At 60.2% G+C, this 21,462-nt stretch carries 22 protein-coding genes; 16 read left to right on the forward strand and 6 right to left on the reverse strand.

Annotated features, from left to right (window positions below; genetic code table 11):
* The first annotated feature begins 96 nt into the window (after positions 1 to 96).
* Positions 97 to 723 carry a DUF47 domain-containing protein gene (locus ACNOHI_RS23190; RefSeq protein ID WP_420477088.1) on the forward strand — a complete coding sequence of 209 codons (627 nt, stop codon included), beginning with the start codon at positions 97 to 99 and terminating at the stop codon, positions 721 to 723.
* Positions 724 to 805: 82 nt separating this feature from the next.
* Positions 806 to 1,813, forward strand: a complete 1,008-nt coding sequence (locus ACNOHI_RS23195; RefSeq protein ID WP_420477089.1) for an inorganic phosphate transporter — start codon at positions 806 to 808, stop codon at positions 1,811 to 1,813.
* A 67-nt stretch (positions 1,814 to 1,880) separates the two neighbouring features.
* Here the strand turns inward: ACNOHI_RS23195 and ACNOHI_RS23200 are convergent, their stop codons facing one another.
* The 3 genes from ACNOHI_RS23200 to ACNOHI_RS23210 all read right to left on the reverse strand — a co-directional run bounded on the left by ACNOHI_RS23200 (position 1,881) and on the right by ACNOHI_RS23210 (position 4,708).
* The gene (locus tag ACNOHI_RS23200; RefSeq protein ID WP_420477090.1) at positions 1,881 to 3,530 is read right to left on the reverse strand and encodes a PhoH family protein; all 1,650 of its coding nucleotides are present in this window, start codon (positions 3,528 to 3,530) and stop codon (positions 1,881 to 1,883) included.
* A gap of 187 nt (positions 3,531 to 3,717) precedes the next feature.
* The gene (locus ACNOHI_RS23205) at positions 3,718 to 4,194 is read right to left on the reverse strand and encodes a peroxiredoxin (protein WP_420477091.1); all 477 of its coding nucleotides are present in this window, start codon (positions 4,192 to 4,194) and stop codon (positions 3,718 to 3,720) included.
* A gap of 124 nt (positions 4,195 to 4,318) precedes the next feature.
* Positions 4,319 to 4,708, reverse strand: coding sequence for an Mth938-like domain-containing protein (locus ACNOHI_RS23210; RefSeq protein ID WP_420477092.1), 390 nt, complete (start codon positions 4,706 to 4,708; stop codon positions 4,319 to 4,321).
* A gap of 187 nt (positions 4,709 to 4,895) precedes the next feature.
* Between ACNOHI_RS23210 and ACNOHI_RS23215 the strand changes: the two genes are divergently transcribed.
* Entirely contained in the window at positions 4,896 to 6,128 is a 1,233-nt protein-coding gene (locus ACNOHI_RS23215) for a pyridoxal phosphate-dependent aminotransferase (RefSeq protein ID WP_420477093.1), read from the forward strand.
* A gap of 71 nt (positions 6,129 to 6,199) precedes the next feature.
* The gene (locus ACNOHI_RS23220; protein WP_420477094.1) at positions 6,200 to 7,510 is read left to right on the forward strand and encodes a homoserine dehydrogenase; all 1,311 of its coding nucleotides are present in this window, start codon (positions 6,200 to 6,202) and stop codon (positions 7,508 to 7,510) included.
* 78 nt (positions 7,511 to 7,588) lie between these two features.
* On the opposite strand, the gene ACNOHI_RS23225 is transcribed toward ACNOHI_RS23220, so the two are convergent.
* Complete coding sequence (locus ACNOHI_RS23225; protein ID WP_420477095.1) at positions 7,589 to 8,164, reverse strand: helix-turn-helix domain-containing protein; 576 nt, start codon at positions 8,162 to 8,164, stop codon at positions 7,589 to 7,591.
* Positions 8,165 to 8,322: 158 nt separating this feature from the next.
* Here ACNOHI_RS23225 and kbl point away from each other — a divergent pair, with 158 nt between their 5' ends.
* The 7 genes from kbl (at position 8,323) to crcB (ending at position 14,448) form a co-directional block, all read left to right on the forward strand.
* Entirely contained in the window at positions 8,323 to 9,531 is a 1,209-nt protein-coding gene (kbl, locus tag ACNOHI_RS23230; RefSeq protein ID WP_420477096.1) for a glycine C-acetyltransferase, read from the forward strand.
* Positions 9,532 to 9,543: 12 nt separating this feature from the next.
* The gene (locus ACNOHI_RS23235) at positions 9,544 to 10,515 is read left to right on the forward strand and encodes an NAD-dependent epimerase/dehydratase family protein (RefSeq protein WP_420477097.1); all 972 of its coding nucleotides are present in this window, start codon (positions 9,544 to 9,546) and stop codon (positions 10,513 to 10,515) included.
* 99 nt (positions 10,516 to 10,614) lie between these two features.
* The gene (gene thrC, locus ACNOHI_RS23240; protein WP_420477098.1) at positions 10,615 to 12,075 is read left to right on the forward strand and encodes a threonine synthase; all 1,461 of its coding nucleotides are present in this window, start codon (positions 10,615 to 10,617) and stop codon (positions 12,073 to 12,075) included.
* A gap of 31 nt (positions 12,076 to 12,106) precedes the next feature.
* Positions 12,107 to 13,333, forward strand: a complete 1,227-nt coding sequence (glp, locus tag ACNOHI_RS23245) for a gephyrin-like molybdotransferase Glp (RefSeq protein ID WP_420477099.1) — start codon at positions 12,107 to 12,109, stop codon at positions 13,331 to 13,333.
* 2 nt (positions 13,334 to 13,335) lie between these two features.
* Complete coding sequence (moaD, locus tag ACNOHI_RS23250) at positions 13,336 to 13,593, forward strand: molybdopterin converting factor subunit 1 (RefSeq protein WP_420477100.1); 258 nt, start codon at positions 13,336 to 13,338, stop codon at positions 13,591 to 13,593.
* Between the two features lie 7 nt (positions 13,594 to 13,600).
* The gene (moaE, locus tag ACNOHI_RS23255; RefSeq protein WP_420477101.1) at positions 13,601 to 14,080 is read left to right on the forward strand and encodes a molybdopterin synthase catalytic subunit MoaE; all 480 of its coding nucleotides are present in this window, start codon (positions 13,601 to 13,603) and stop codon (positions 14,078 to 14,080) included.
* Entirely contained in the window at positions 14,077 to 14,448 is a 372-nt protein-coding gene (gene crcB / locus ACNOHI_RS23260; RefSeq protein WP_420477102.1) for a fluoride efflux transporter CrcB, read from the forward strand. The genes moaE and crcB overlap by 4 nt, the downstream gene beginning before the upstream one ends.
* Here the strand turns inward: crcB and ACNOHI_RS23265 are convergent.
* Positions 14,445 to 14,984 carry a hypothetical protein gene (locus ACNOHI_RS23265; RefSeq protein WP_420477103.1) on the reverse strand — a complete coding sequence of 180 codons (540 nt, stop codon included), beginning with the start codon at positions 14,982 to 14,984 and terminating at the stop codon, positions 14,445 to 14,447. The genes crcB and ACNOHI_RS23265 overlap by 4 nt on opposite strands.
* 97 nt (positions 14,985 to 15,081) lie before the next feature.
* Here ACNOHI_RS23265 and clpB point away from each other — a divergent pair, with 97 nt between their 5' ends.
* Positions 15,082 to 17,670, forward strand: a complete 2,589-nt coding sequence (gene clpB, locus ACNOHI_RS23270) for an ATP-dependent chaperone ClpB (protein ID WP_420477104.1) — start codon at positions 15,082 to 15,084, stop codon at positions 17,668 to 17,670.
* 57 nt (positions 17,671 to 17,727) lie between these two features.
* Here the strand turns inward: clpB and ACNOHI_RS23275 are convergent, their stop codons facing one another.
* Positions 17,728 to 18,519: an AraC family transcriptional regulator gene (locus ACNOHI_RS23275; protein ID WP_420477105.1), complete on the reverse strand. Its 792-nt coding sequence runs from the start codon at positions 18,517 to 18,519 to the stop codon at positions 17,728 to 17,730.
* 112 nt (positions 18,520 to 18,631) lie between these two features.
* Here ACNOHI_RS23275 and ACNOHI_RS23280 point away from each other — a divergent pair, with 112 nt between their 5' ends.
* The 4 genes from ACNOHI_RS23280 to ACNOHI_RS23295 all read left to right on the forward strand — a co-directional run bounded on the left by ACNOHI_RS23280 (position 18,632) and on the right by ACNOHI_RS23295 (position 21,447).
* Positions 18,632 to 19,867: an MFS transporter gene (locus ACNOHI_RS23280; RefSeq protein WP_420477106.1), complete on the forward strand. Its 1,236-nt coding sequence runs from the start codon at positions 18,632 to 18,634 to the stop codon at positions 19,865 to 19,867.
* A 108-nt stretch (positions 19,868 to 19,975) separates the two neighbouring features.
* Complete coding sequence (gene rraA, locus ACNOHI_RS23285) at positions 19,976 to 20,470, forward strand: ribonuclease E activity regulator RraA (protein ID WP_420477107.1); 495 nt, start codon at positions 19,976 to 19,978, stop codon at positions 20,468 to 20,470.
* Between the two features lie 14 nt (positions 20,471 to 20,484).
* Positions 20,485 to 21,177: a Crp/Fnr family transcriptional regulator gene (locus ACNOHI_RS23290; RefSeq protein WP_420477108.1), complete on the forward strand. Its 693-nt coding sequence runs from the start codon at positions 20,485 to 20,487 to the stop codon at positions 21,175 to 21,177.
* A 78-nt stretch (positions 21,178 to 21,255) separates the two neighbouring features.
* Positions 21,256 to 21,447, forward strand: a complete 192-nt coding sequence (locus ACNOHI_RS23295) for a YgaP family membrane protein (protein ID WP_420477109.1) — start codon at positions 21,256 to 21,258, stop codon at positions 21,445 to 21,447.
* Positions 21,448 to 21,462: the final 15 nt, after the last annotated feature.

The raw sequence follows: 21,462 nt of genomic DNA on the forward strand, positions 1-21,462 counted from the left end.
AACAGGGAATTGGATATTTGTCCTTACAAAGGGCGATGTGTGGTTGACGTGAACACCGACAACGAATTAACGATTCAACTTTAAGAGAGCAAAAATATGTTTGGACGATTGATGCCTAACGAGGGCAAGTTCTTTGACCTTTTCGTGCAGCACGGGGAATTGTGCGTCAAGGGGGCGAAGGAAATGGTCGCGCTGATGACCAATTTCGACGACCTGGAAAACCGCGTGCATGCCATCGAAAGTATCGAGAAGCAGGCCGACAAGGTCACCTACGAAACCCTCGACATGCTGCACAAGACGTTCATCACGCCGCTCGACCGTGACGACATCCACAAGCTGATCACCAAGATGGATGACATCCTGGACCTGCTGGAAGACGCAGGGCAGACGATCTCCCTTTATGACATCAAGGCTGTCACACCCGAAGCCAAGCGCCTGGCCGAACTCTGCCTTTCGTGCACGGAGAAGGTTAAGACTGCGGTGGGACTGCTGCACAACATGGACAATTCTGGCCAGATCCTCTCGGTCTGCGAAGAAATCGACCGTCTCGAATCGGACGCAGATCACGTCATGCGTGCTGCGATGTCGAAGCTGTTCCGCGACGAGCCCGATGTCCGCAACCTCATCAAGCTCAAGGCCATCTACGAGATCCTGGAAACGGTAACCGACCGTTGCGAGGATGTGGCCAATATCATCGAGGGCATCATTGTTGAGAATGCCTGAGCAGGATGCTGCGCAGGTCCGGCTGCCGCCATGCTAGAGCGGGCAGTGCGCCGGTCGCTCAAACAAACGAGAACAAAAACTCATGCAAACCCTTGAAATAAGCATCTACACTCTCGCCTTTCTGATCGCGCTTGCGCTGCTGTTCGACTTCATGAACGGCTTCCACGACGCGGCAAATGCGATTGCGACCGTGGTGTCGACGGGCGTGCTGAAACCGCAGCATGCCGTTGCGATGGCAGCGCTCTTCAACGTGGTCGCAATCTTCTTCTTCCAGCTGAAGGTTGCAAGCACCGTAGGCAAGGGAACGGTCGAGCCGGCTATCGTGGACCACTACGTTGTCTTCGGTGCCCTCGTCGGGGCAATATTCTGGAACGTCCTGACCTGGTACTACGGCATTCCGTCTTCTTCCTCGCACGCGCTGATCGGCGGCCTTGTGGGAGCAGCTGTTGCCAAGTCCGGCACCAGTGCACTGATCTCCAGCGGCCTGATCAAGACGATTTCCTTCATCCTGCTGTCGCCGCTGCTCGGTTTTGTCTTCGGCTCGATCCTGATGGTCATCGTCTCCTGGCTGTTCGTCAAATCGACGCCGCGTCGTGTCGATAAGTGGTTCCGTCGCATGCAACTCCTCTCGGCGTCGTTGTACAGCCTTGGCCACGGCGGCAACGATGCGCAGAAGACCATGGGCATTATCTGGATGCTGCTTATTGCCGCCGGCTACTCGACGTCCAAGGATGCCCTGCCGGCGTGGGTAATTATCAGCTGCTATGCGGCGATCGGCCTAGGTACGCTTTTCGGCGGTTGGCGCATTGTCAAGACCATGGGACAAAAGATCACCAAGCTAAAGCCGGTCGGCGGTTTCTGCGCGGAGACGGGCGGGGCAATCACCTTGTTCCTCGCCACCAGCCTCGGTATTCCCGTGTCAACGACCCATACGATTACCGGCGCGATCGTCGGGGTTGGATCGGCGAAGAAGATGTCCGCGGTCCGATGGGGTGTGGCCGGCAATATTGTCTGGGCATGGATTTTCACGATTCCGGCATCCGCTTTCGTGGCGGCTATCGCATGGTGGATCGGGACCAAGATCCTGTAATCGCAAGGTTCGTGCAGAAACGAAAAAGCCGCGCACTGCGCGGCTTTTTCTTTGAGCGGTGGAATTGTCAGAGCACGTCGCTGGCGTGATCCGCGAGGCGGGACCGTTCGCCTCGCGCCAAGGTGACGTGGCCACTGTGGTTCCAGCCTTTGAATCGGTCTACGACATACGTCAGGCCGCTCGAGCCTTCCGTCAGGTAAGGCGTATCGATCTGCGCGATGTTGCCGAGGCAGACGATCTTCGTGCCGGGGCCGGCGCGCGTGACCAGGGTCTTCATCTGCTTCGGCGTCAGGTTCTGCGCCTCGTCAATGATGAGGAACTTGTTTACGAAGGTGCGGCCGCGCATGAAGTTGAGCGACTTGATCTTGATGCGCGAGCGGATCAGGTCCTGCGTTGCGGCGCGGCCCCATTCGCCGGCATCGTTGTCGGACTTGTTCAGCACTTCGAGGTTGTCGTCGAAAGCGCCCATCCACGGCGACATCTTCTCCTCTTCGGTGCCCGGCAGGAAGCCGATATCCTCACCGACCGGAACGGTTACCCGAGTGACGATGATCTCGTTGTAGAGCTTCGTCTCCAGAACTTGCGCGAGACCGGCCGCCAGTGCGAGCAGTGTCTTGCCGGTACCTGCCTGGCCAAGTAGCGTGACAAAGTCGCACTCCGGGTTCATCAGCAGATTGAGCGCGAAGTTCTGCTCGCGGTTGCGTGCGGTGATGCCCCAGACGCTGTTCTTGCCGTGCGTGTAGTCGCGCAGGGTCTGGATGACCGCGGTTTTGCCGTTGATTTCCTTAACCTGACCGTAGAACGGCGCCTCACCGGTACTTGGCTCCATGAAGACGAACTGGTTGACGAGGAAGCCGGGAACCATCGGGCCGGTAAGCCGGTAGAAGGTATAGCCGGTGCCGTGCTTGTTCTCCTGCCACGATTCCATGCCCTTGGCATGCTTGTTCCAGAAGTCATCCTGCAGCTGGAGTATGCCGGAGTAGAGCAGGTCAGTGTCTTCCAGCACGTGGTCATTGAAGTACTCTTCCGCCGGCAGGCCCAAGGCACGGGCCTTGATGCGCATGTTGATGTCCTTGGACACCAGCACGATCGGACGGCCCGGATACTGCGCTTCAAGCGCGCGAACAACACCAAGGATCTGGTTGTCGGCCTTGCCGATCGGCAGACCTTCGGGAAGTTCGCCAATCTGCAGCCTGGTCTGGAAGAAAAGCCGGCCCTTGGCATCTTTGTTCCCCAGCTTCGCGAGGGGAATGCCTTCCTCGATCGCATGTTCTTCGACGCCGGCGACAAGGGCATCGAGCGAGCGCGATACCTGACGCGCGTTGCGGGCAACTTCGGACATGCCTTTCTTGTGGTTGTCCAGTTCCTCCAGCGTCATCATCGGCAGGTAGACGTCGTGCTCGTCGAAGCGGAACAGCGACGTCGGGTCGTGCATGAGCACATTCGTGTCGAGGACGAACATCTTGGTCACGCCCATCTTGTCGCCGATACGGCTGGCGCTGGACTTGATCAGGCTGTCGACTTCCTTGGTTTTGGCGGTGCGTTTGGCTGGAGTCGCTTTCTCGGTTTTTGCGCGCGCCTGCGGTGCCTCAGCAGCCGGGGCCGCGGATTCAACGAGAGTCATCACAGGTTTTGCCGGTTTTCCTTTCTCTACCTTCGGATAGTCTTGGGTTGAGAGCATTGTCGCTGGCTTGGTCGGCAATTTGGGCAGTGGCATCAGTACCTCAATCTAGAAATGTGTTGAATGAACTACGCGCGGGGTACAAACGGAGGTTGGAAGGTTGGACAACGGGGAGGGAGGGGGGATTGCACAAGCAAAAAAGCCGTTTGAGGGGGAGGCTCGGTGCCTCTTCCACAAACGGCCTTCGGTCAGGAAATTCTTTTAAATTCAATGTGTTCTGGTGTTACGCAAGAGCCTTCACAAACTCGAGCACTTCATCGACGTGCCCAGGCACCTTTACTCCACGCCATTCTTTCACCAATTTCCCGTCGCCGTCAATGATAAATGTACTGCGTTCAACACCGCGCACCTGCTTGCCATACATGTTTTTCATCTTCATGACATTGAACATGATGCACAGCGTTTCGTCCGGATCGGAGATCAGTTCGAAAGGCATGTCCAGTTTGGACTTGAAGCCTTCGTGGGAGCGGATGCTGTCCCGGCTGATGCCGAAGATCTCGGCATTCGCTGCCTGGAACTGCGCGTGCAGGTCGCGAAACTGCATGCTCTCCGTCGTGCAGCCGGGTGTGTTGTCTTTCGGGTAGAAGAAAAGGACGAGCGTCTTTCCCTTGTAGTCCGACAGGCGGAATGTTTTGTCGCCGGTCATTGCTGCGCTGAATTCGGGAACAATCAAGTTCAATGCGGATGGGCTTTCTGCCAAGCTCTTCTCCTGGTCTGTGTTGTCGCTTGTGGCGAAGTTGTCGTTGTCTCTTCCCCAAAGTGTGGGGGCATCTGCGATGTTAGCGAATGTTTATCCTGTTGGGAACCTCACTCGCCAGCAGCCATCATGTGTTCCTTTCGCTGCCGTCAAAGATGAGCGCGAGAACAACCTTGCGGCCTTCGCCCATCAGGATATTGTAGGTCCGGCAAGCGGCCTGACTGTCCATGCATTCGACGCCGATGCGCCGCGAGGTCAACGCGCCGATCAGTTTCGGGTGGACGAAGCGCTGCTTCGCGCCAGTGCCGAGGATTACGACATCCGGCGCAGTATCGGCAATTTGAGCGAAATGCTCCGCCGACAGCTCGTCGAAGGTACGCGGAGACCAGGCAGCCGGGGCGACTTCGGGCAGGACGATGAGGCTGTGCGAAAAGCGCACCGCGTTGATTTCAACACCGGTTTCATCGTAGCCGGTGACAGTCTGGTAATGCTGGGTCGAGGTGGCGTGGAGCTTCATGACACTGTAGACACGCGAATAAGCGTGAATTTCCGACAATTAGAGGAAAAAGATGGGGCATTGTAGCGTTTTCCGCGCTAAAAGATCCCCGCGTACATTGATAAAACTACTTGCTTTCGGCAAAATGAGTCTTTTGGCGGTGCACCATTGCATCCCAACTTTTGCGCAACTTCAAGGGATTGCATCAGTGCGACCGATTCAGAAATCCAAAAAACTGGCAGACGTTTGCTATGACATCCGCGGGCCCGTACTCGAAAAGGCCAAGCAGATGGAGGACGAGGGCCACAAGATCATCAAACTGAACATCGGCAACCTCGCCGTCTTCGGTTTTGACGCGCCCGACGAGATCGTCCAGGACATGATCCGCAATATGCCAAATGCGGCTGGTTATACGGATTCCAAGGGCATGTTCGCGCCGCGCAAGTCGATCATGCACTACACGCAGGAAAAGAAGATCACTGGCGTGACGATCGAGGATATCTATATCGGCAACGGCGCGTCCGAGCTGATTGTGATGGGCATGAATGCTTTGCTCAATACGGGTGACGAAGTCCTTGTGCCAGCACCCGATTATCCGCTTTGGACTGCGGCAGTCAGCTTGTCTGGCGGCAAGCCTGTGCATTACATCTGCGACGAGGAATCGGGGTGGTTGCCGGACATCGATGACATCAAGAAGAAGATCACGCCGAACACCAAGGCCATTGTTGTCATCAATCCGAATAACCCGACCGGTGCCTTGTATCCGGTGGAAGTACTGCAGCAGATCGTTGAAGTTGCCCGCCAACATCAACTGATCGTTTTCGCGGACGAGATCTACGACAAGACCTTGTACGATGGCGAAACGCATACGTCCATCGCATCGCTTGCCGACGACGTCTTGTTCATCACGCTCAATGGTCTGTCGAAGAACTACCGCTCCTGCGGTTATCGTTCTGGATGGATGGTAGTGTCCGGCGACAAGAAGGCCGCGCGCGACTACATCGAAGGCTTGAACATGCTCGCGTCGATGCGTCTGTGCGCCAATGCACCGGGACAGTACGCGATCCAGACCGCACTCGGCGGCTATCAGAGCATCGACGACCTGGTCGGCCCGGGCGGCCGCCTGCTGAAGCAGCGCGACCTTGCGCACAAACTCCTGTCGGACATTCCCGGCGTGAGCTGCGTGAAGCCGAAGTCGGCGCTCTACATGTTCCCGCGTCTCGATCCCAAGATTTATCCGATCAAGAACGACCAGCAGTTCGCCTACGAATTGCTGGCCGAGGAAAAGGTCCTCATCGTGCAAGGCACCGGCTTCAACTGGATCGCGCCGGATCATTTCCGCGTCGTGTTCCTGCCGAATTCGGACGACCTGACCGAGGCGATCGGTCGCATTGCGCGTTTCCTCGAGGGATATCGCAAGCGCCACGCGATCGCCGCGTAAAGATTCATCATTGCAGTACCTCCGTGTTCCGGCCTGCGCCGGGCTCCAGCAGCGTTTTATTTTTGAAGACTATGAAACCCATCAAAGTAGGCTTGTTAGGCATCGGTACCGTCGGTTCCGGCACATTCAACGTTCTGAAGCGTAACCAGGAAGAGATTACGCGCCGCGCCGGACGTCGTATCGAGATTACGATGGTGGCCGACCTGAACACTGCCCGTGCCAAGGAACTGACCAACGGCGAGTGCGAGGTCGTCAGCGACGCCAACATGGTGGTGAACAACCCCGAAATCGATATCGTTATCGAGCTGATCGGCGGTTATGGCATCGCCAAGGACCTGGTGATGAAGGCGATCGCGAATGGCAAGCATGTCGTTACCGCGAACAAGGCCTTGCTCGCAACGCACGGCAACGAGATCTTCAAGGCTGCGCAAGACAAGGGCGTGATGGTGGCGTTCGAAGCGGCTGTCGCCGGCGGCATCCCGATCATCAAGGCCCTGCGTGAAGGCCTGACTGCAAACCGCATCCAGTGGATCGCCGGCATCATCAACGGCACCACCAACTTCATCCTGTCCGAGATGCGCGACAAGGGCCTCGACTTCGACGTCGTGCTCAAGGAAGCGCAGCGCCTCGGCTATGCCGAAGCCGACCCGACATTCGACATCGAAGGTGTGGATGCGGCCCACAAGGCGACCATCATGTCGGCAATCGCATTCGGTCTTCCGGTGCAGTTCGACAAGGCGCACGTGGAAGGCATCACCAAGCTGCAGGCTACCGATATCCGCTACGCGGAACAGCTCGGCTACCGCATCAAGCTTCTTGGCATCGCGCGTCGCACGCCGAACGGCATCGAGTTGCGCGTCCACCCGACACTGATTCCGGCCAAGCGGCTGATCGCCAATGTCGAAGGTGCGATGAATGCCGTGCTGGTGCAGGGCGACGCCGTTGGCGCCACGCTGTACTACGGCAAGGGCGCCGGCTCCGAGCCGACCGCGTCCGCCGTCATCGCCGACCTCGTCGACATCACCCGCCTGGCAACGGCCGATCCTGAGCACCGTGTGCCGCACCTCGCCTTCCAACCGGACGCAATGGTTGACACGCCGATCCTGCCGATGAGCGAAGTGACGACCAGCTACTACCTGCGCATGCGTGTGGCGGATCAACCGGGCGTGCTGGCCGATGTAACCCGTATCCTCGCTGACTCGTCGATCTCCATCGATGCCATGCTGCAGAAGGAGCCGGACGAAGGCGAGACCCGCACCGACATCATCATGCTGACGCACCAGACCCAAGAAAAGAATATTGTTTCCGCGATTGCGAAGATCGAAGCGCTGTCGACCGTGGTCGGCGAAGTGACCAAGATCCGCCTCGAGCAACTGAGCTGATGCCGCCGCCTGCAGATCGCAGGCGCGCAATGAAAACGGCCCGAAGACGCCATGTCTTCGGGCCGTTTTCTTTTTCAGTTATCGGTGTGTGACGACCAGCAGTGCTTTTGCTTCCGTCTTGCCGACATTGCGGATTGCGTGGCTGCGATCTGCCTGGTATCGCGCTGTCCCGCCGGCTTTCAGCTTTTTCGTCACGCCATCGACTTCCACTTCCGCGGTACCGTTCAGGAGCGTCAGGTATTCCGTCGTTCCCGGGTCATGCGGGTTCGAGACTAGCGCGCCCTCGGGGGCCAGCGTCAGTTCGTACCACTCGTACTTTCCTGCCAGCTCCATCGGACCAAGGATCCGAAGCACATAACCCGCATGCGCACCCGGGAGGGTAGGGGTTTCGTGGGGCTCCAGCACATGGATCGCCTCTGGCTCCGGCTTTTCGCTGGACAACAATTCTTCAATGCCAATGCCCAATGCGTTCGCCAGACGCCATGCCACGGCGATGGTCGGGTTCGCCTTTTCGCGTTCAATTTGCGAAAGCATGGATTTGGAGACGCCGGCAGCCCGCGACAGGTCGTCCAAGGTCAAACCGCGCTTGAGCCGAAGTTTCTGCAGGGTTGCGCCTACTTCCGGAGGGGAACTTGGCGGACTGGTGTTTTTCATAAGGGGATGCTTGCAAAGTTCAATGGTTGTATTTAATATTCAATATGTTGAACTTAAGTTCTAAATAGTGAATTTATTGGATTATATTGAAATTGCATCGTAACAGATGCGAGGGCGGATGAATACCTGCCAGTGACAAAGGGATCGGGAGAGAAGTGATGAGCGACAGGAATGCAAAGGAATGTTTTTATGCCGGGCTGGAAAGCAATCTTGCGGGCTTGCGCGAGCAGGGCTTGTTCAAGCCGGAGCGGGTGATTGCATCGCGCCAGGGCGCGGAGGTGACCTGCGACGATGGGCGCACACGCATCAACCTGTGCGCCAACAACTACCTCGGTTTGTCCGGCGATGAGGAAACGGTCCGCGCTGCGATCGATGCGACGGAGAAGTATGGCTACGGGCTGTCTTCCGTGCGTTTCATCTGTGGAACGCAGACCGTGCACAAGCAGCTCGAACGCGCGCTGTCCGAATTCCTCGGCATGGAGGATACGATCCTGTACGCGGCCGCTTTCGATGCCAACGGCGGCGTGTTCGAGCCCCTGCTTGACGAGAATGACGCCATCATTTCCGATTCCCTGAATCATGCCTCCATCATCGATGGCATCCGTCTCTGCAAGGCGGCCCGCTTTCGTTACCAGCACAACGACATTGTCGACCTGGAGGCGCAATTGCAGGCTGCCGAAGGAAAGCGGCACAAGCTGATCGTGACCGACGGCGTGTTCTCGATGGACGGCACGATCGCGCAACTCGACCGGATCTGCGACCTGGCGGAAAAGTACGGCGCATTGGTAATGATCGACGAATGCCATGCAAGCGGCTTCATGGGCAGAACCGGGCGCGGAACGCACGAACACCACAACGTGATGGGCCGCATCGACATTATCACGGGCACGCTCGGCAAGGCCCTCGGTGGCGCAATGGGCGGCTTTACTTCCGCGCGCAAGGAGGTCATCGAGACGCTGCGCCAGAAATCGCGTCCCTATCTGTTCTCGAACTCGCTGGCGCCTTCGATTGCAGGAGCCTCCCTGTCCGTGCTGCAACGCATCTCCGCATCGACGGAATTGCGCGATCGCCTGCACGCCAACACGGCGTACTTCCGCGAGGCGATCAGTGCCCTCGGATTCACCATCAAGCCCGGAACGCATCCTGTGGTGCCTGTGATGTTGTTCGATGCCCCGCTGGCGCAGAAATTTGCGCAGCGCCTCTATGAACTGGGCGTGCTGGTGACCGGCTTCTTTTATCCGGTCGTGCCGATGGGGCAGGCGCGGGTCCGTGTGCAGCTCTCTGCGGCGCACACAAAGGAGCAGCTTGAACGCGCCCTGGCCGCATTCCGGCAGGCCGGACAGGAACTTGAACTTTTGAAGAATTGAAGGAGTAGTACGATGGAACGCATTCTCGTGATTGGTGCCAACGGGCAGATCGGCAGCGAGCTGGTCGACGCGCTCGCCGAGCGCTTCGGGCAGGAAAACGTCATCGCGTCGGACATCGGGCCGGGGAGCCTTTTCGGCGTCGAGAATTATGAGCCGCTGGATGTCCTCGATGCAGGCCGTCTCGCCCAGACCATCGACCGCTACGGGATCACGCAGGTATATCAGCTCGCGGCGCTCCTCTCCGTCACGGGCGAGCAGGCACCATTGAAGGCCTGGACGCTCAACATGAACGGGCTGCTCAACATTCTGGAAATCGCGCGCGAACGCGGACAGGCAGGCAAGCCCCTGAAGGTGTTCTGGCCGTCCTCGATTGCCGCCTTCGGGCCGCATACTCCGGCGGTGGATACGCCGCAGCTGGCCGTGATGGACCCGACCACGATTTACGGCATCAGCAAGCAGGCCGGCGAGCGCCTCTGCGAATACTATTTCAGCAAGTTCGGCGTGGACGTGCGCAGCATCCGCTATCCCGGCATCATCAGCCACAAATCGCCTCCGGGCGGCGGCACGACCGATTACGCCATTGCAATCTTCCACTCGGCCGCGCACGGGGAATGCTATGAGTGCTTCCTCGGCCCGGATACCACGCTGCCGATGATCTACATGCCCGATGCCATTCGCGCAACGATCGAGCTGATGGATGCGCCGCCGGAGCAGGTGCGGATCCGCTCCGCCTATAACGTGGCCGGCCTGAGCTTCAACCCGCGCGAACTGGCTGACGCAATCCGCCGGCGCCGTCCGGCGTTCGAGATCCGCTATCGCCCCGACCACCGCCAGGCCATCGCGGACACCTGGCCGCACAGTCTGGACGATACGCACGCCCGCGCCGACTGGGGCTGGAGGGCAACGATCGGGCTCGAGGAACTGGTCGACGACATGCTCGCCCACATCCGCCGCGAACCGCACAAACTCCACCACGCCGCGTAAGGAAAATGCCGCCCCGCCATGGGGCGGCAGTTATAATGCAAGATTCGGCCAGGAAGCCGTTGGCCTTCCGCCATCTCATTATTAAATTTTCAAGAATTTATGCAATACGTTTCCACTCGCGGTCAATCGCCGGCGCAATCGTTTTCCCAAATCCTTTTAGGTGGACTGGCACCGGATGGCGGCCTGTACCTGCCGGTCGAGTATCCGAAGGTCAGCGGCGCCGAGCTGGATGCATGGCGCAAGCTGTCCTACGCCGATCTCGCAGTGGAAGTATTGAAGAAGTTCGCAACCGATATCCCGGAAGCCGACCTGAAGGCGCTGGCACACAAGACCTACACGTCAGATGTGTATCGCAATGCGCGCTCGGGCGAAGACGCGTCGCAGATCACGCCGCTGCGCGTACTGGAAGAAGCGAACGGCACCAGGCTGGTCCTGCAAGCCCTGTCCAACGGCCCGACGCTGGCGTTCAAGGACATGGCGATGCAATTGCTCGGCAACCTGTTCGAGTATGCGCTTGCGAAGCAGCACGCAGAGCTGAATATCTTCGGCGCGACCTCTGGCGACACCGGCAGCGCCGCCGAGTACGCCATGCGCGGCAAGAAGGGCATCCGTGTCTTCATGCTGTCGCCGCACAAGAAGATGAGCGCGTTCCAGACCGCGCAAATGTTCAGCCTGCAAGATCCCAATATTTTCAATATCGCCGTCGAAGGCGTATTCGATGATTGCCAGGACATGGTCAAGGCGGTGTCGAACGACCTCGAATTCAAGACCCGCCAAAAGATCGGCACGGTCAACTCCATCAACTGGGCGCGCGTCGTCGCGCAGGTGGTGTACTACTTCCGCGGCTACCTCAGCGCGACCACGAGCAACGACCAGAAAGTATCGTTCACCGTCCCGTCCGGCAACTTCGGCAACATCTGTGCCGGCCATATCGCCCGCATGATGGGGCTGCCGATCGACAACCTCGTCGCGGCGACCAACGAAAACGACGTGCTCGACGAATTCTTCCGCACCGGTGTCTACCGCGTCCGCAAGTCGTCCGAGACCTATCATACGACCAGCCCGAGCATGGACATCAGCAAGGCGTCCAACTTCGAGCGCTTCGTCTACGACCTGCTTGGCCGTGATGCGGAACGCGTGCGTGCGCTGTTCAAGAAGGTGGACACGCACGGCGGTTTCGACCTGTCCGGCAAGCCGGGCAGTGATGGCGACGAGTTCGCCAAGGTTGTCCAGTACGGCTTCCTCTCCGGCAAGTCGGTGCATGCCGACCGCGTCGCGACGATTCGCGACGTGCACGCAAAGTACGGCGTGACGATCGACACGCATACCGCGGACGGCGTGAAAGTTGCGCGCGAATACCTGACGCCGGGCGTGCCGATGATCGTGCTCGAAACCGCATTGCCCGCAAAATTCAACGAGACGATCCAGGAAGCGCTTGGCCGTGATGCCGAGCGTCCGGCCGGGTTCGAAAACATTGAATCCCTGCCGCAGCGCTACGAAGTAATGCCGGCGGATGTCGAGAAGATGAAGGCATTCATCGCGAAGCAAACGGGTTTGTAACCATCACTGCGATTCGAGGCCCCGGTTGAGCATGACTGAAAAGAAACCCATGTTGAGCGCGCCGGAAGCGCTCGATATCCTGCTCTCGGCAGTGCAGCCGATTGTCGAGACGGAGACCGTGCCGACGCTGGAGGCAAACGGCCGCGTGCTGGCAGCAGACCAGACCTCGCAGCTGAATGTCCCGCCGATGGACAATACGCAGATGGACGGCTATGCGGTCCGCGCGGAAGACTGCGCAAGCGGCAACGCTGTGCTGAAGGTGACGCAGCGCATTCCTGCCGGGCACGTCGGCTCGCCGCTGCAACCTGACACGGCCGCGCGTATCTTCACCGGCGCGATGATTCCGGGTGGTGCGGACGCTGTCGTCATGCAGGAACAATGCGAAGCACAGGGCGACTCCGTCATCGTCCGCCATGCGCCCAAGGCAGGCGAGTGGATTCGCCGTACGGGCGAGGACATCCGGGCGGGCAACATCCTCCTGTTCAGGGGTACGCGTTTGCGCGCTCAGGAGCTCGGCCTGGCGTCTTCGGTCGGGCTGGCCGAACTGCCCGTGGTGCGCCGTCCCCGCGTCGCTGTCTTTTTCACTGGCGACGAACTGGCGATGCCCGGTGAACCGCTAAAGCCCGGCGCCATCTACAACTCCAATCGCTTCACGCTGCGCGGCCTGCTCGAGAACCTTGGCTGCGACATCACCGACTACGGCATCGTGCCCGATTCGCTTGAGGCCACCCGCGACACCCTGCGCACCGCGGCGGCGGAACATGACCTGATCATTACCTCGGGCGGTGTGTCCGTCGGGGAAGAGGATCACATCAAGCCGGCGGTCGAGGCGGAAGGCCGCCTGAACATGTGGCAGATCGCCATCAAGCCCGGCAAGCCGCTCGCGTTTGGCGAAGTCGATCGGGGCGAAGCCGGCAGCGCATTTTTTATCGGCCTGCCCGGGAATCCGGTGTCCAGTTTCGTCACCTTCCTGCTGTTCGTCCGTCCGTTCATCCTGCGCCTGCAGGGCGTGGCGGAAGTGTTGCCGAAGACGTTCGCGATGCGCGCTGACTTTTCCTTGCCGAAGGGCGACCGGCGCAACGAATTCCTGCGCGCGCGCATCAATCCGTCCGGCGGACTCGACCTGTTCTCCAATCAGGGGTCTGCGGTCCTGACCTCGACTGTCTGGGGCGACGGGCTGATCGACAACCCGCCCAGTAATGCCATCTCGCCCGGCGACACGGTACGCTTCCTTCCTTTCAGCGAACTGCTTTACTGAACATGAATATCCAACTCCGCTTCTTTGCGAGCGTGCGTGAAGCGCTCGGCACCAGCCAGGAAAAAGTGACCTTACCCGATACCGTCGCGACCGTTGGCGATGTCCGGTCCTGGCTGCGCGAGCGCGGCGGCGTGTGGGCCGAGGCGCTGGCCGAGGGCAGGGCGCTGCGCATGGCCTGCAACCAGCAAATGACCGATGCGGGCACCCGCATCAGCGAGGGCTGTGAAGTTGCCTTTTTCCCGCCGGTGACCGGAGGCTGAGGAACGTATGACGATTCGTGTGCAGACCCAGGATTTCGATCTCGGTGCCGAGGTCGCGGCGCTGCGGGCCGGGCAGGCGCAGGTGGGCGCCGTCGTGGCCTTTGTCGGCACGGTGCGCGACATGAATGAAGGCGCCGGCGTTAGCGAGATGGAACTGGAACACTATCCGGGGATGACCGAAAAGGCGCTGGAAGACATCGTTGCGCAGGCGAAGGCGCGCTGGAACATCTTCGATGCACTCGTGATCCACCGCGTCGGGCCGTTGAAGCCGCTCGACCAGATCGTCCTCGTCGCCGTGACTTCCGCCCACCGGGACGAAGCGTTTTCCGCTTGCGAATTCATCATGGATTACCTGAAGACCGAGGCGCCGTTCTGGAAAAAGGAAGTCACGCCGCAGGGCGCGCGCTGGGTCGACGCCCGCGTGAAGGACGACGAGGCGCTCGCCAAGTGGGGGATCAAGTCCTCCAATTCCGCTAACGCGGCATGAGCTGGCTGGCTGTCGGCATCGGTGCTGCCATCGGTGCCTGGCTGCGATGGGGCCTGGGCATCATGCTGAATGCGCTGCATCCTCAGTTGCCTTTGGGAACTGTCCTGGCAAATCTCGCAGGCGGATATTTGATCGGGATTTCGGTCGCGGTTTTTTCCGCCTTGCCGAACATCTCGCCCGAATGGCGGCTTTTCGTCGTAACGGGCTTCCTGGGTGGATTGACGACCTTTTCCACGTTTTCAGCCGAATCCATGCAGCTCCTCCAGCGCGGCGACTATGTCTGGGCACTCGGGCATTCCGCGCTGCACCTGATCGGGTCGGTCACCCTGTGTGTCGCCGGATTCGCCACCTACAAGGCGCTTGCCTAGTTCAATACGTGCGAGGCCGGCGCGGCAAGTGCAGCACCGGGCAGCGCAAGATCCAGTTCCCAGTCCGCCTTCGCTGCCGCCTCCCATAACAGGGATGTGAATCCGTGCAGCACCTGCTGTGCGAAGGCGATTTCGAAACCGCTGCCCTCTACCGGCGAAAGATTCAGCCGGATCGGCTGGCCCGCGGCAAGGCTGAAATTCGCATTGGCGACGAGGAGGGGCGCCTCGCCAAGCGGAAAACCGCAGATGTCATCCTTGTAGACGCTGTCGAAGCTTCCGCTGTCGCGAATTGCTTCAACGCTCGCGTGATGTTCCATTTCGACAACATGGCCGCTGGCGTGGGCAGCTTGCGGGTTGTCCAGGGCAACCTGCTTTTCCATCGCTTCCAGCAGGGTTGGCCAGAGCGCCCGGATCATCCGGCGCGTAAGCCAGGTGCGGATTTCCTGGAGCTCGCCGTCGGGCGCCAGGAACGAGGTGCGGCAAAGAATCCGGTCCTCTTCCGCCTGGTAAGTCACCTGAATTTGATGTAGTTCCATCGTCAATTGATTCTGAAGTAACCAGAATCAAACATCCATTCTTGAAAAGTGGTTTTGCGTCCCTACTTAATCGTCAACTCGAATACTGGAGGGTCCTATGCGCCTCGACAAGCTGACAACCAAATTGCAAGAAGCCCTTGCTGACGCCCAGAGTCTGGCAGTCGGCAATGATAACCAATACATCGACCCGGTGCACTTGCTGAGCGCCCTGCTAAGCCAGGACGACGGCGGTGCGAAGTCGCTGCTCCAACGTGCCGGCGTGAACGTCGGTGGCCTTTCATCCGCCCTGAAATCGGCCGTCGACCGCCTGCCCAAGGTTTCCGGCACTGGCGGAGAAGTTCAGATTGGCCGCGAGTCCGTCGCCTTGCTGAACCTCGCCGACAAGGAAGCACAAAAGCGCGGCGACCAGTTCATCGCCAGCGAAATGATCCTGCTCGCGCTGACCGAGGACAAGTCCACGGCAGGCCAGCTCGCGCGCGACAATGGCCTCACCCGCAAGGCGCTGGAAGCGGCCATCACGGCCGTGCGTGGCGGCGGCAACGTGAATTCGCAGGACGCCGAAGGCCAGCGTGAAGCGCTGAAGAAGTACACGCTCGACCTCACCGAGCGCGCCCGCTCCGGCAAGCTAGATCCGGTGATCGGGCGCGATGACGAGATCCGTCGCGCGATCCAGGTCCTGCAGCGCCGCTCCAAGAACAACCCCGTGCTGATCGGCGAACCCGGCGTCGGCAAGACCGCCATCGTGGAAGGCCTCGCGCAGCGCATTGTGAACGGCGAAGTGCCCGACAGTCTGAAGTCCAAGCGCGTGCTCTCGCTCGACATGGCAGCATTGCTGGCCGGCGCCAAGTATCGCGGCGAGTTCGAGGAGCGCCTGAAGGCTGTTCTAAAAGAGATCGCGCAGGACGAAGGCCAGACCATCGTTTTCATCGACGAGCTGCACACCATGGTCGGCGCGGGCAAGGCCGAGGGCGCGATCGACGCCGGCAACATGCTCAAGCCGGCATTAGCGCGCGGCGAGCTGCACTGCATCGGCGCGACCACGCTGGACGAATACCGCAAGTACGTGGAAAAGGATGCCGCGCTCGAGCGCCGTTTCCAGAAGATCCTGGTGGATGAGCCGAGCGTGGAGGCAACCATTGCCATCCTGCGCGGCCTGCAGGAAAAGTATGAAGTGCACCACGGCGTGGACATCACCGACCCGGCGATCGTCGCCGCGGCGGAGCTGTCGCACCGCTACATCACCGATCGCTTCCTGCCCGACAAGGCGATCGACCTGATCGACGAAGCCGCGTCGAAGATCAAGATCGAGATCGACTCCAAGCCGGAAGTGATGGACAAGCTCGACCGCCGCCTGATCCAGCTGAAGATCGAGCGCGAGGCGGTGAAGAAGGAAATGGACGAGGCATCGCAGAAGCGTCTCGGCCTGATTGAAGAAGAGATCCACAAGCTCGAGCGCGAGTACGCCGATCTCGAGGAAGTGTGGAAATCCGAAAAGGCTGCCGTGCATGGCTCTCAGCACATCAAGGAAGAGATCGAGAAGGTCCGCCTGCAGATGGAAGAGGCCAAGCGCAAGGGCGACTGGCAGAAGATGTCCGAACTGCAGTACGGCAAGCTGCCGCAGCTTGAAGCGCAGCTCAACCAGGCGGACACCGGTGAAGCGAAGACGCCGGAACGCAAACTGTTACGCACCCAGGTCGGCGCAGAAGAAATCGCCGAGGTGGTGTCGCGTGCCACCGGCATCCCTGTCTCGAAGATGATGCAGGGCGAGCGCGACAAGCTGCTGCACATGGAAGAAGAACTGCACAAGCGCGTGGTCGGCCAGCACGAGGCGATCGTCGCCGTCTCGGACGCGATCCGCCGATCGCGCGCCGGCCTGAGCGATCCGAACCGTCCGTACGGCTCCTTCATGTTCCTCGGCCCAACGGGCGTGGGCAAGACCGAGCTGTGCAAGGCGTTGGCATCCTTCCTGTTCGATACAGAAGAGGCATTGATCCGGATCGACATGAGCGAGTTCATGGAGAAGCATTCCGTGGCCCGTCTGATTGGTGCGCCTCCGGGATATGTGGGCTACGAGGAGGGCGGCTACCTGACCGAAGCCGTGCGCCGCAAGCCGTACAGCGTGATCCTGCTCGACGAGATCGAAAAGGCGCATGCGGACGTGTTCAACGTGCTGCTGCAGGTGCTGGACGACGGGCGCATGACCGACGGGCAGGGACGCACCGTGGACTTCAAGAACACGGTGATCGTCATGACGTCGAACCTTGGCTCGCACAAGATCCAGTCGATGGAAGAAAGCGATCCGCAGCTGGTGAAGCTGGCGGTAATGGCCGAAGTAAAGACGCATTTCCGTCCGGAGTTCGTCAACCGCATCGACGAAATCGTGGTGTTCCATGGCCTCGACGAGAAGCACATCGGGTCGATTGCGCGCATCCAGCTCAAAGTGCTGGAGAGCCGCCTTGCGAAGATGGACATCAAACTGGAGCTGGCCGACGCCGCCCTGCAGAAGATCGCGGAAGCGGGATTCGATCCGGTGTACGGCGCCCGTCCATTGAAGCGTGCGATCCAGCAGGAAATCGAGAATCCGCTGTCCAAGCGTATCCTTGAAGGGACGTTCGGTCCGAAGGACGTGGTGTCAGTGACTACGCGTGGCGGCGAGCTGGTGTTCGAAAAGGCCGGCACGTTCTGACGTGCGGGATTTGCTGGAGGAAAAGGCCGCTTCGCGCGGCCTTTTTCATTGCATCGGTCACAGTGCCCGGCGCGCGAAGAAGGCACTGGGTGATTGCCCGAACGTTTTCTTGAACATTGACGAGAATGCCGACTGGCTTGCATAGCCGAGTTCGCTCGCAACGTGGGACAGGGGCATACCGCGGGCGATCAGCGGCGCAGCATGCGCCAGGCGCACTTGCTGGCGCCATTGGCCGAAGCTCATGCCAAGTTCGCTTTCGAACAGACGGGCGAGCGTTCGTGCAGATGCACCCACACGTTCAGCCCATTCGTTGAGGGTGAGCGGGGATGCCGGCTCGGCGATCAGCATCTCGCACAGGGCCTTGAGCCGCTTGTCGTCGGGCAGCGCAACCCGGATGGGCATGGTTGTCGAGCGGCCGAGTTCGTCGAGGAGGAGGGCGGCGATCATCGACTCCCGCGCGCCGCCCGCGTCCGCCATGGCCAGCGCGACAACGAGTTCGCGCAGCAAGGTCGACACTTCCAGCACTTCGCAGTCCGCACCGGGAAAAGGGGAGGCGTCCGCGTGGACATAGAGCGCCCGCAAGCGCGCCTGCTCCAGTGTCGCGACCTCATGCAGTGCCTGCGGCGGAATCCAGATCGCGCGCTGCGGCGGTACGATCCAGGTACTTTTCCCTACCGTGACGCGTACCACGCCTTCCAAGGCGTAGGTGACTTGTCCCCAGTCGTGGCTGTGCGCCGCCAGCAGTTCCGATGCCTTTAGGTCGCGGGCGACCATGCGCACCGGCCGCTCTCGAGAAGGGGCGCGGTCGGGAAGATGCAGGCGTGTATGGGTGACGGGAACAGTTGCCATGCGGTCTCCCGAAAGCGTTGGCAGGGTTTCGACAAAGGTTGTCGTTCTATCTTAAAACAGACGGCAAGCTTTTGCATACACTCATCCCATCGAATGTTTCCCGGGGAGTCCCATGAGCACCGCAGTTCCCACTCTTCGCCAGGACGCGCAGGTCATCGGCCTGGTCGGCGTTGCGCACGGCGTTTCGCATTTTTTCCACCTGATCCTGGCGCCGCTGTTTCCATGGCTGAAGGAAGCCTTCGGGCTGTCCTATGCGGAGCTGGGGTTGCTGATGACGGCATTCTTCGTCGTGTCCGGTATCGGACAGGCGCTGGCCGGTTTCGTCGTCGACCGTGTGGGCGCGCGCGCGGTGCTGTTCTCCGGCATCGGATTCCTCGGGCTGTCAGCACTCGTCCTGTCGCAGGCAAACAGCTATTCGATGTTGCTTGCCGGCTCCATGCTGGCCGGCGTGGGCAACAGTGTGTTTCATCCGGCCGACTTCACCTTGCTCAACAAGCGCGTATCGACACCGCGTCTCGGGCATGCGTTTTCGGTGCACGGCATTTCCGGAAACCTTGGCTGGGCGGCCGCGCCGGTCTTCCTGACGTTGATGGCGGGACTGTTCGGATGGCGCTCGGCGTTGCTTGCCGCGGCGCTGATTCCGTTTGCGGTGCTTGCGCTGCTCTTTGTGTATCGCGACCTGCTGCGTACGGACGAGGTCAGCGCTGCCGTTGCCGCTTCGAAGAAGGGCGATGCCGGTGAAGGCCACATCCTCGGCTTCATGCGGCTGCCGGCCGTCTGGATGTGCTTCGCGTTCTTCTTTATCACGGCCATGGCGCTGGGCGGCATCCAGAGCTTTTCCTCGCAGAGCTTGCGCGAGCTGTACGGCATGTCGCTGGCGTCCGCTACCGCCGGGTATACGGCATACATGCTGGCGTCGGCTGCCGGCATGGTGTGGGGCGGCTTTCTCGCCTCGAAGACGTCGCGGCACGACCGCACCATTGCGTTTGCCTTTACTGCCGCGGGTGTGTTTGCTCTCGTCGTCGCGACGGGTGTCGTTCCGCCGCTGGTCGCGGTGGCGTTGATGGGGGCGATCGGTTTCGGCGCAGGCGTTGCTGGTCCGTCGCGCGACCTGCTTATCCGCGCTGCGGCGCCGAAGAATGCAACCGGCCGTGTCTATGGTGTCGTGTATTCAGGGCTGGATATCGGACTTGCCTCAGGACCCGCGCTGTTCGGCGCGCTAATGGATGCCGGACATCCGTCCTGGGTGTTCGTCGGTATCGGTATTTTCCAATGCCTTGCCATACTGACGGCGATCAGTGTCGGCAGCAATACCGCGAGGAACGCCTCCGCCGCGCAGGCGGCCTGAGTCGGACATTGACGCAACCCGGACGCCAAGTCGCCGGGTTGCGGATTCGCACGATCGATCGCTTACAATCCTGAGTTATTTGCCTTTATTTCATCTCGGGAGGAAACGATGACCTTTGCGACCTGTGACATTTGCGACGCGAACGAAGACAAGATTGCGGTCGGCACGCTCTCCGTGCTGCCGCCGGTATTCCAGAAGTTCGGCAAGCGCACAGCGTTCTCGGGACAGGCGGCGACGCTGAAGGTATTTGAAGACAATGTCCTGGTGCGATCGACCCTTGAAACCCCGGGCAACGGCCGCGTGCTCGTCGTCGATGGGGGCGGAAGCCTGCGTTGCGCGCTTGTCGGCGGCAACCTCGGCGTGCTTGCCGAGAAGAATGGCTGGGCCGGCATCATCGTCAACGGCTGCATCCGAGATTCGGAAGAAATCAATGGCTGCGACATCGGCGTGCGCGCGCTGGGCACGCATCCGCAACGCAGCATCCGCAAGGGCGTGGGCGACCGTGAACTGCGTGTGACCATTGTCGGCGTGGCCGTCAATCCCGGCGACTGGATTTACGCCGACGCGGATGGCGTACTGGTCGCCACCCAGAAACTGGACTGAGCGCAGGCAGAGCCATGACGCTAGCAGCGGACGATCAGTCATTCGCGACACAACCCATATTGCAGGCGCTGCCGCCGGCAGTGGCGAAACAGCTTTCGGCACTGCCGGTGCTGGAACTGCCCGGCGGCACGCAGGTGTTCGAAGCGCGGATGAAATGTCCGGGTTTTCCGATCATCCTGTCCGGCACCGTGCGCGTATTCAAACACCTTGCCAACGGACGACGCATCGAGCTTTATCGCGTGACCCCTGACAAACCTTGCATCCTTTCGCTCGGATGCCTGCTTGGAGAAGGGCAGTACCCGGCCGAGGGCATTACTGCCGGCACAACCAGGTTCATCGTCATGCCGCCGGCCCTCTTCAACGAATGTCTGGCATGCGACGAGCATTTCCGCACATCGATCTTTCGCGCCCTGGGCGAGCGGCTCGTGAATACGATGGAGCTGGTGGAAGAGGTCGCCACCCTCAAGCTCGACGTGCGCCTCGCGTCTGCCTTGCTGGAGCACGAAACGTCCATCAGCCGCGGACCGGACGGCCGGTGCGTCATCGCGATTACCCACCAGGAACTTGCTGACGAACTTGGCACGGTGAGGGAAATGATCAGCCGCGTGCTCGACGATTTCGAAGGGCAGGGCATGGTCGAGCTTGGACGAGGACGGATCGCCATTCGCGACGGCGCGAAACTGCAGGCGCTTGCGACGACGCGCTAAGCTGTGTAACCGGGGTTACATACATCTGCCGGCGACAAGAATAAGCTCGCGCTATTCATTCAACCAATGGAGAGCGTCATGAATGCAAACGTCGGTTCCGTCGACAAAATCGTCCGCCTGGTTCTCGCGGCAGCCCTGTTCAGCCTGTTTTTCATTCTTCCCGGCGACCAGAAATGGTTTGGCCTGGTCGGATTCGTGCCCCTGGTCACGGGACTGATCAACTGGTGCCCGCTATATATGATTTTCGGGATCAATACCTGCCGCCGGTAATCCAGGGCAGCTATG

The sequence above is a fragment of the Noviherbaspirillum sp. ST9 genome (assembly GCF_048799745.1).
Classification (GTDB): domain Bacteria; phylum Pseudomonadota; class Gammaproteobacteria; order Burkholderiales; family Burkholderiaceae_D; genus Noviherbaspirillum.

Bases quoted from the DNA above. Each gene is read 5' to 3' on its own strand.
- ACNOHI_RS23190 (WP_420477088.1), top strand. From the start codon at position 97: ATGTTTGGACGATTGATGCCTAACGAGGGCAAGTTCTTTGACCTTTTC.
- ACNOHI_RS23195 (WP_420477089.1), top strand. From the start codon at position 806: ATGCAAACCCTTGAAATAAGCATCTACACTCTCGCCTTTCTGATCGCG.
- ACNOHI_RS23200 (WP_420477090.1), bottom strand. From the start codon at position 3,530: ATGCCACTGCCCAAATTGCCGACCAAGCCAGCGACAATGCTCTCAACC.
- ACNOHI_RS23210 (WP_420477092.1), bottom strand. From the start codon at position 4,708: ATGAAGCTCCACGCCACCTCGACCCAGCATTACCAGACTGTCACCGGC.
- ACNOHI_RS23220 (WP_420477094.1), top strand. From the start codon at position 6,200: ATGAAACCCATCAAAGTAGGCTTGTTAGGCATCGGTACCGTCGGTTCC.
- ACNOHI_RS23225 (WP_420477095.1), bottom strand. From the start codon at position 8,164: ATGAAAAACACCAGTCCGCCAAGTTCCCCTCCGGAAGTAGGCGCAACC.
- kbl (WP_420477096.1), top strand. From the start codon at position 8,323: ATGAGCGACAGGAATGCAAAGGAATGTTTTTATGCCGGGCTGGAAAGC.
- ACNOHI_RS23235 (WP_420477097.1), top strand. From the start codon at position 9,544: ATGGAACGCATTCTCGTGATTGGTGCCAACGGGCAGATCGGCAGCGAG.
- thrC (WP_420477098.1), top strand. From the start codon at position 10,615: ATGCAATACGTTTCCACTCGCGGTCAATCGCCGGCGCAATCGTTTTCC.
- glp (WP_420477099.1), top strand. From the start codon at position 12,107: ATGACTGAAAAGAAACCCATGTTGAGCGCGCCGGAAGCGCTCGATATC.
- moaD (WP_420477100.1), top strand. From the start codon at position 13,336: ATGAATATCCAACTCCGCTTCTTTGCGAGCGTGCGTGAAGCGCTCGGC.
- moaE (WP_420477101.1), top strand. From the start codon at position 13,601: ATGACGATTCGTGTGCAGACCCAGGATTTCGATCTCGGTGCCGAGGTC.
- crcB (WP_420477102.1), top strand. From the start codon at position 14,077: ATGAGCTGGCTGGCTGTCGGCATCGGTGCTGCCATCGGTGCCTGGCTG.
- ACNOHI_RS23265 (WP_420477103.1), bottom strand. From the start codon at position 14,984: ATGGAACTACATCAAATTCAGGTGACTTACCAGGCGGAAGAGGACCGG.
- clpB (WP_420477104.1), top strand. From the start codon at position 15,082: ATGCGCCTCGACAAGCTGACAACCAAATTGCAAGAAGCCCTTGCTGAC.
- ACNOHI_RS23275 (WP_420477105.1), bottom strand. From the start codon at position 18,519: ATGGCAACTGTTCCCGTCACCCATACACGCCTGCATCTTCCCGACCGC.
- ACNOHI_RS23280 (WP_420477106.1), top strand. From the start codon at position 18,632: ATGAGCACCGCAGTTCCCACTCTTCGCCAGGACGCGCAGGTCATCGGC.
- rraA (WP_420477107.1), top strand. From the start codon at position 19,976: ATGACCTTTGCGACCTGTGACATTTGCGACGCGAACGAAGACAAGATT.
- ACNOHI_RS23290 (WP_420477108.1), top strand. From the start codon at position 20,485: ATGACGCTAGCAGCGGACGATCAGTCATTCGCGACACAACCCATATTG.
- ACNOHI_RS23295 (WP_420477109.1), top strand. From the start codon at position 21,256: ATGAATGCAAACGTCGGTTCCGTCGACAAAATCGTCCGCCTGGTTCTC.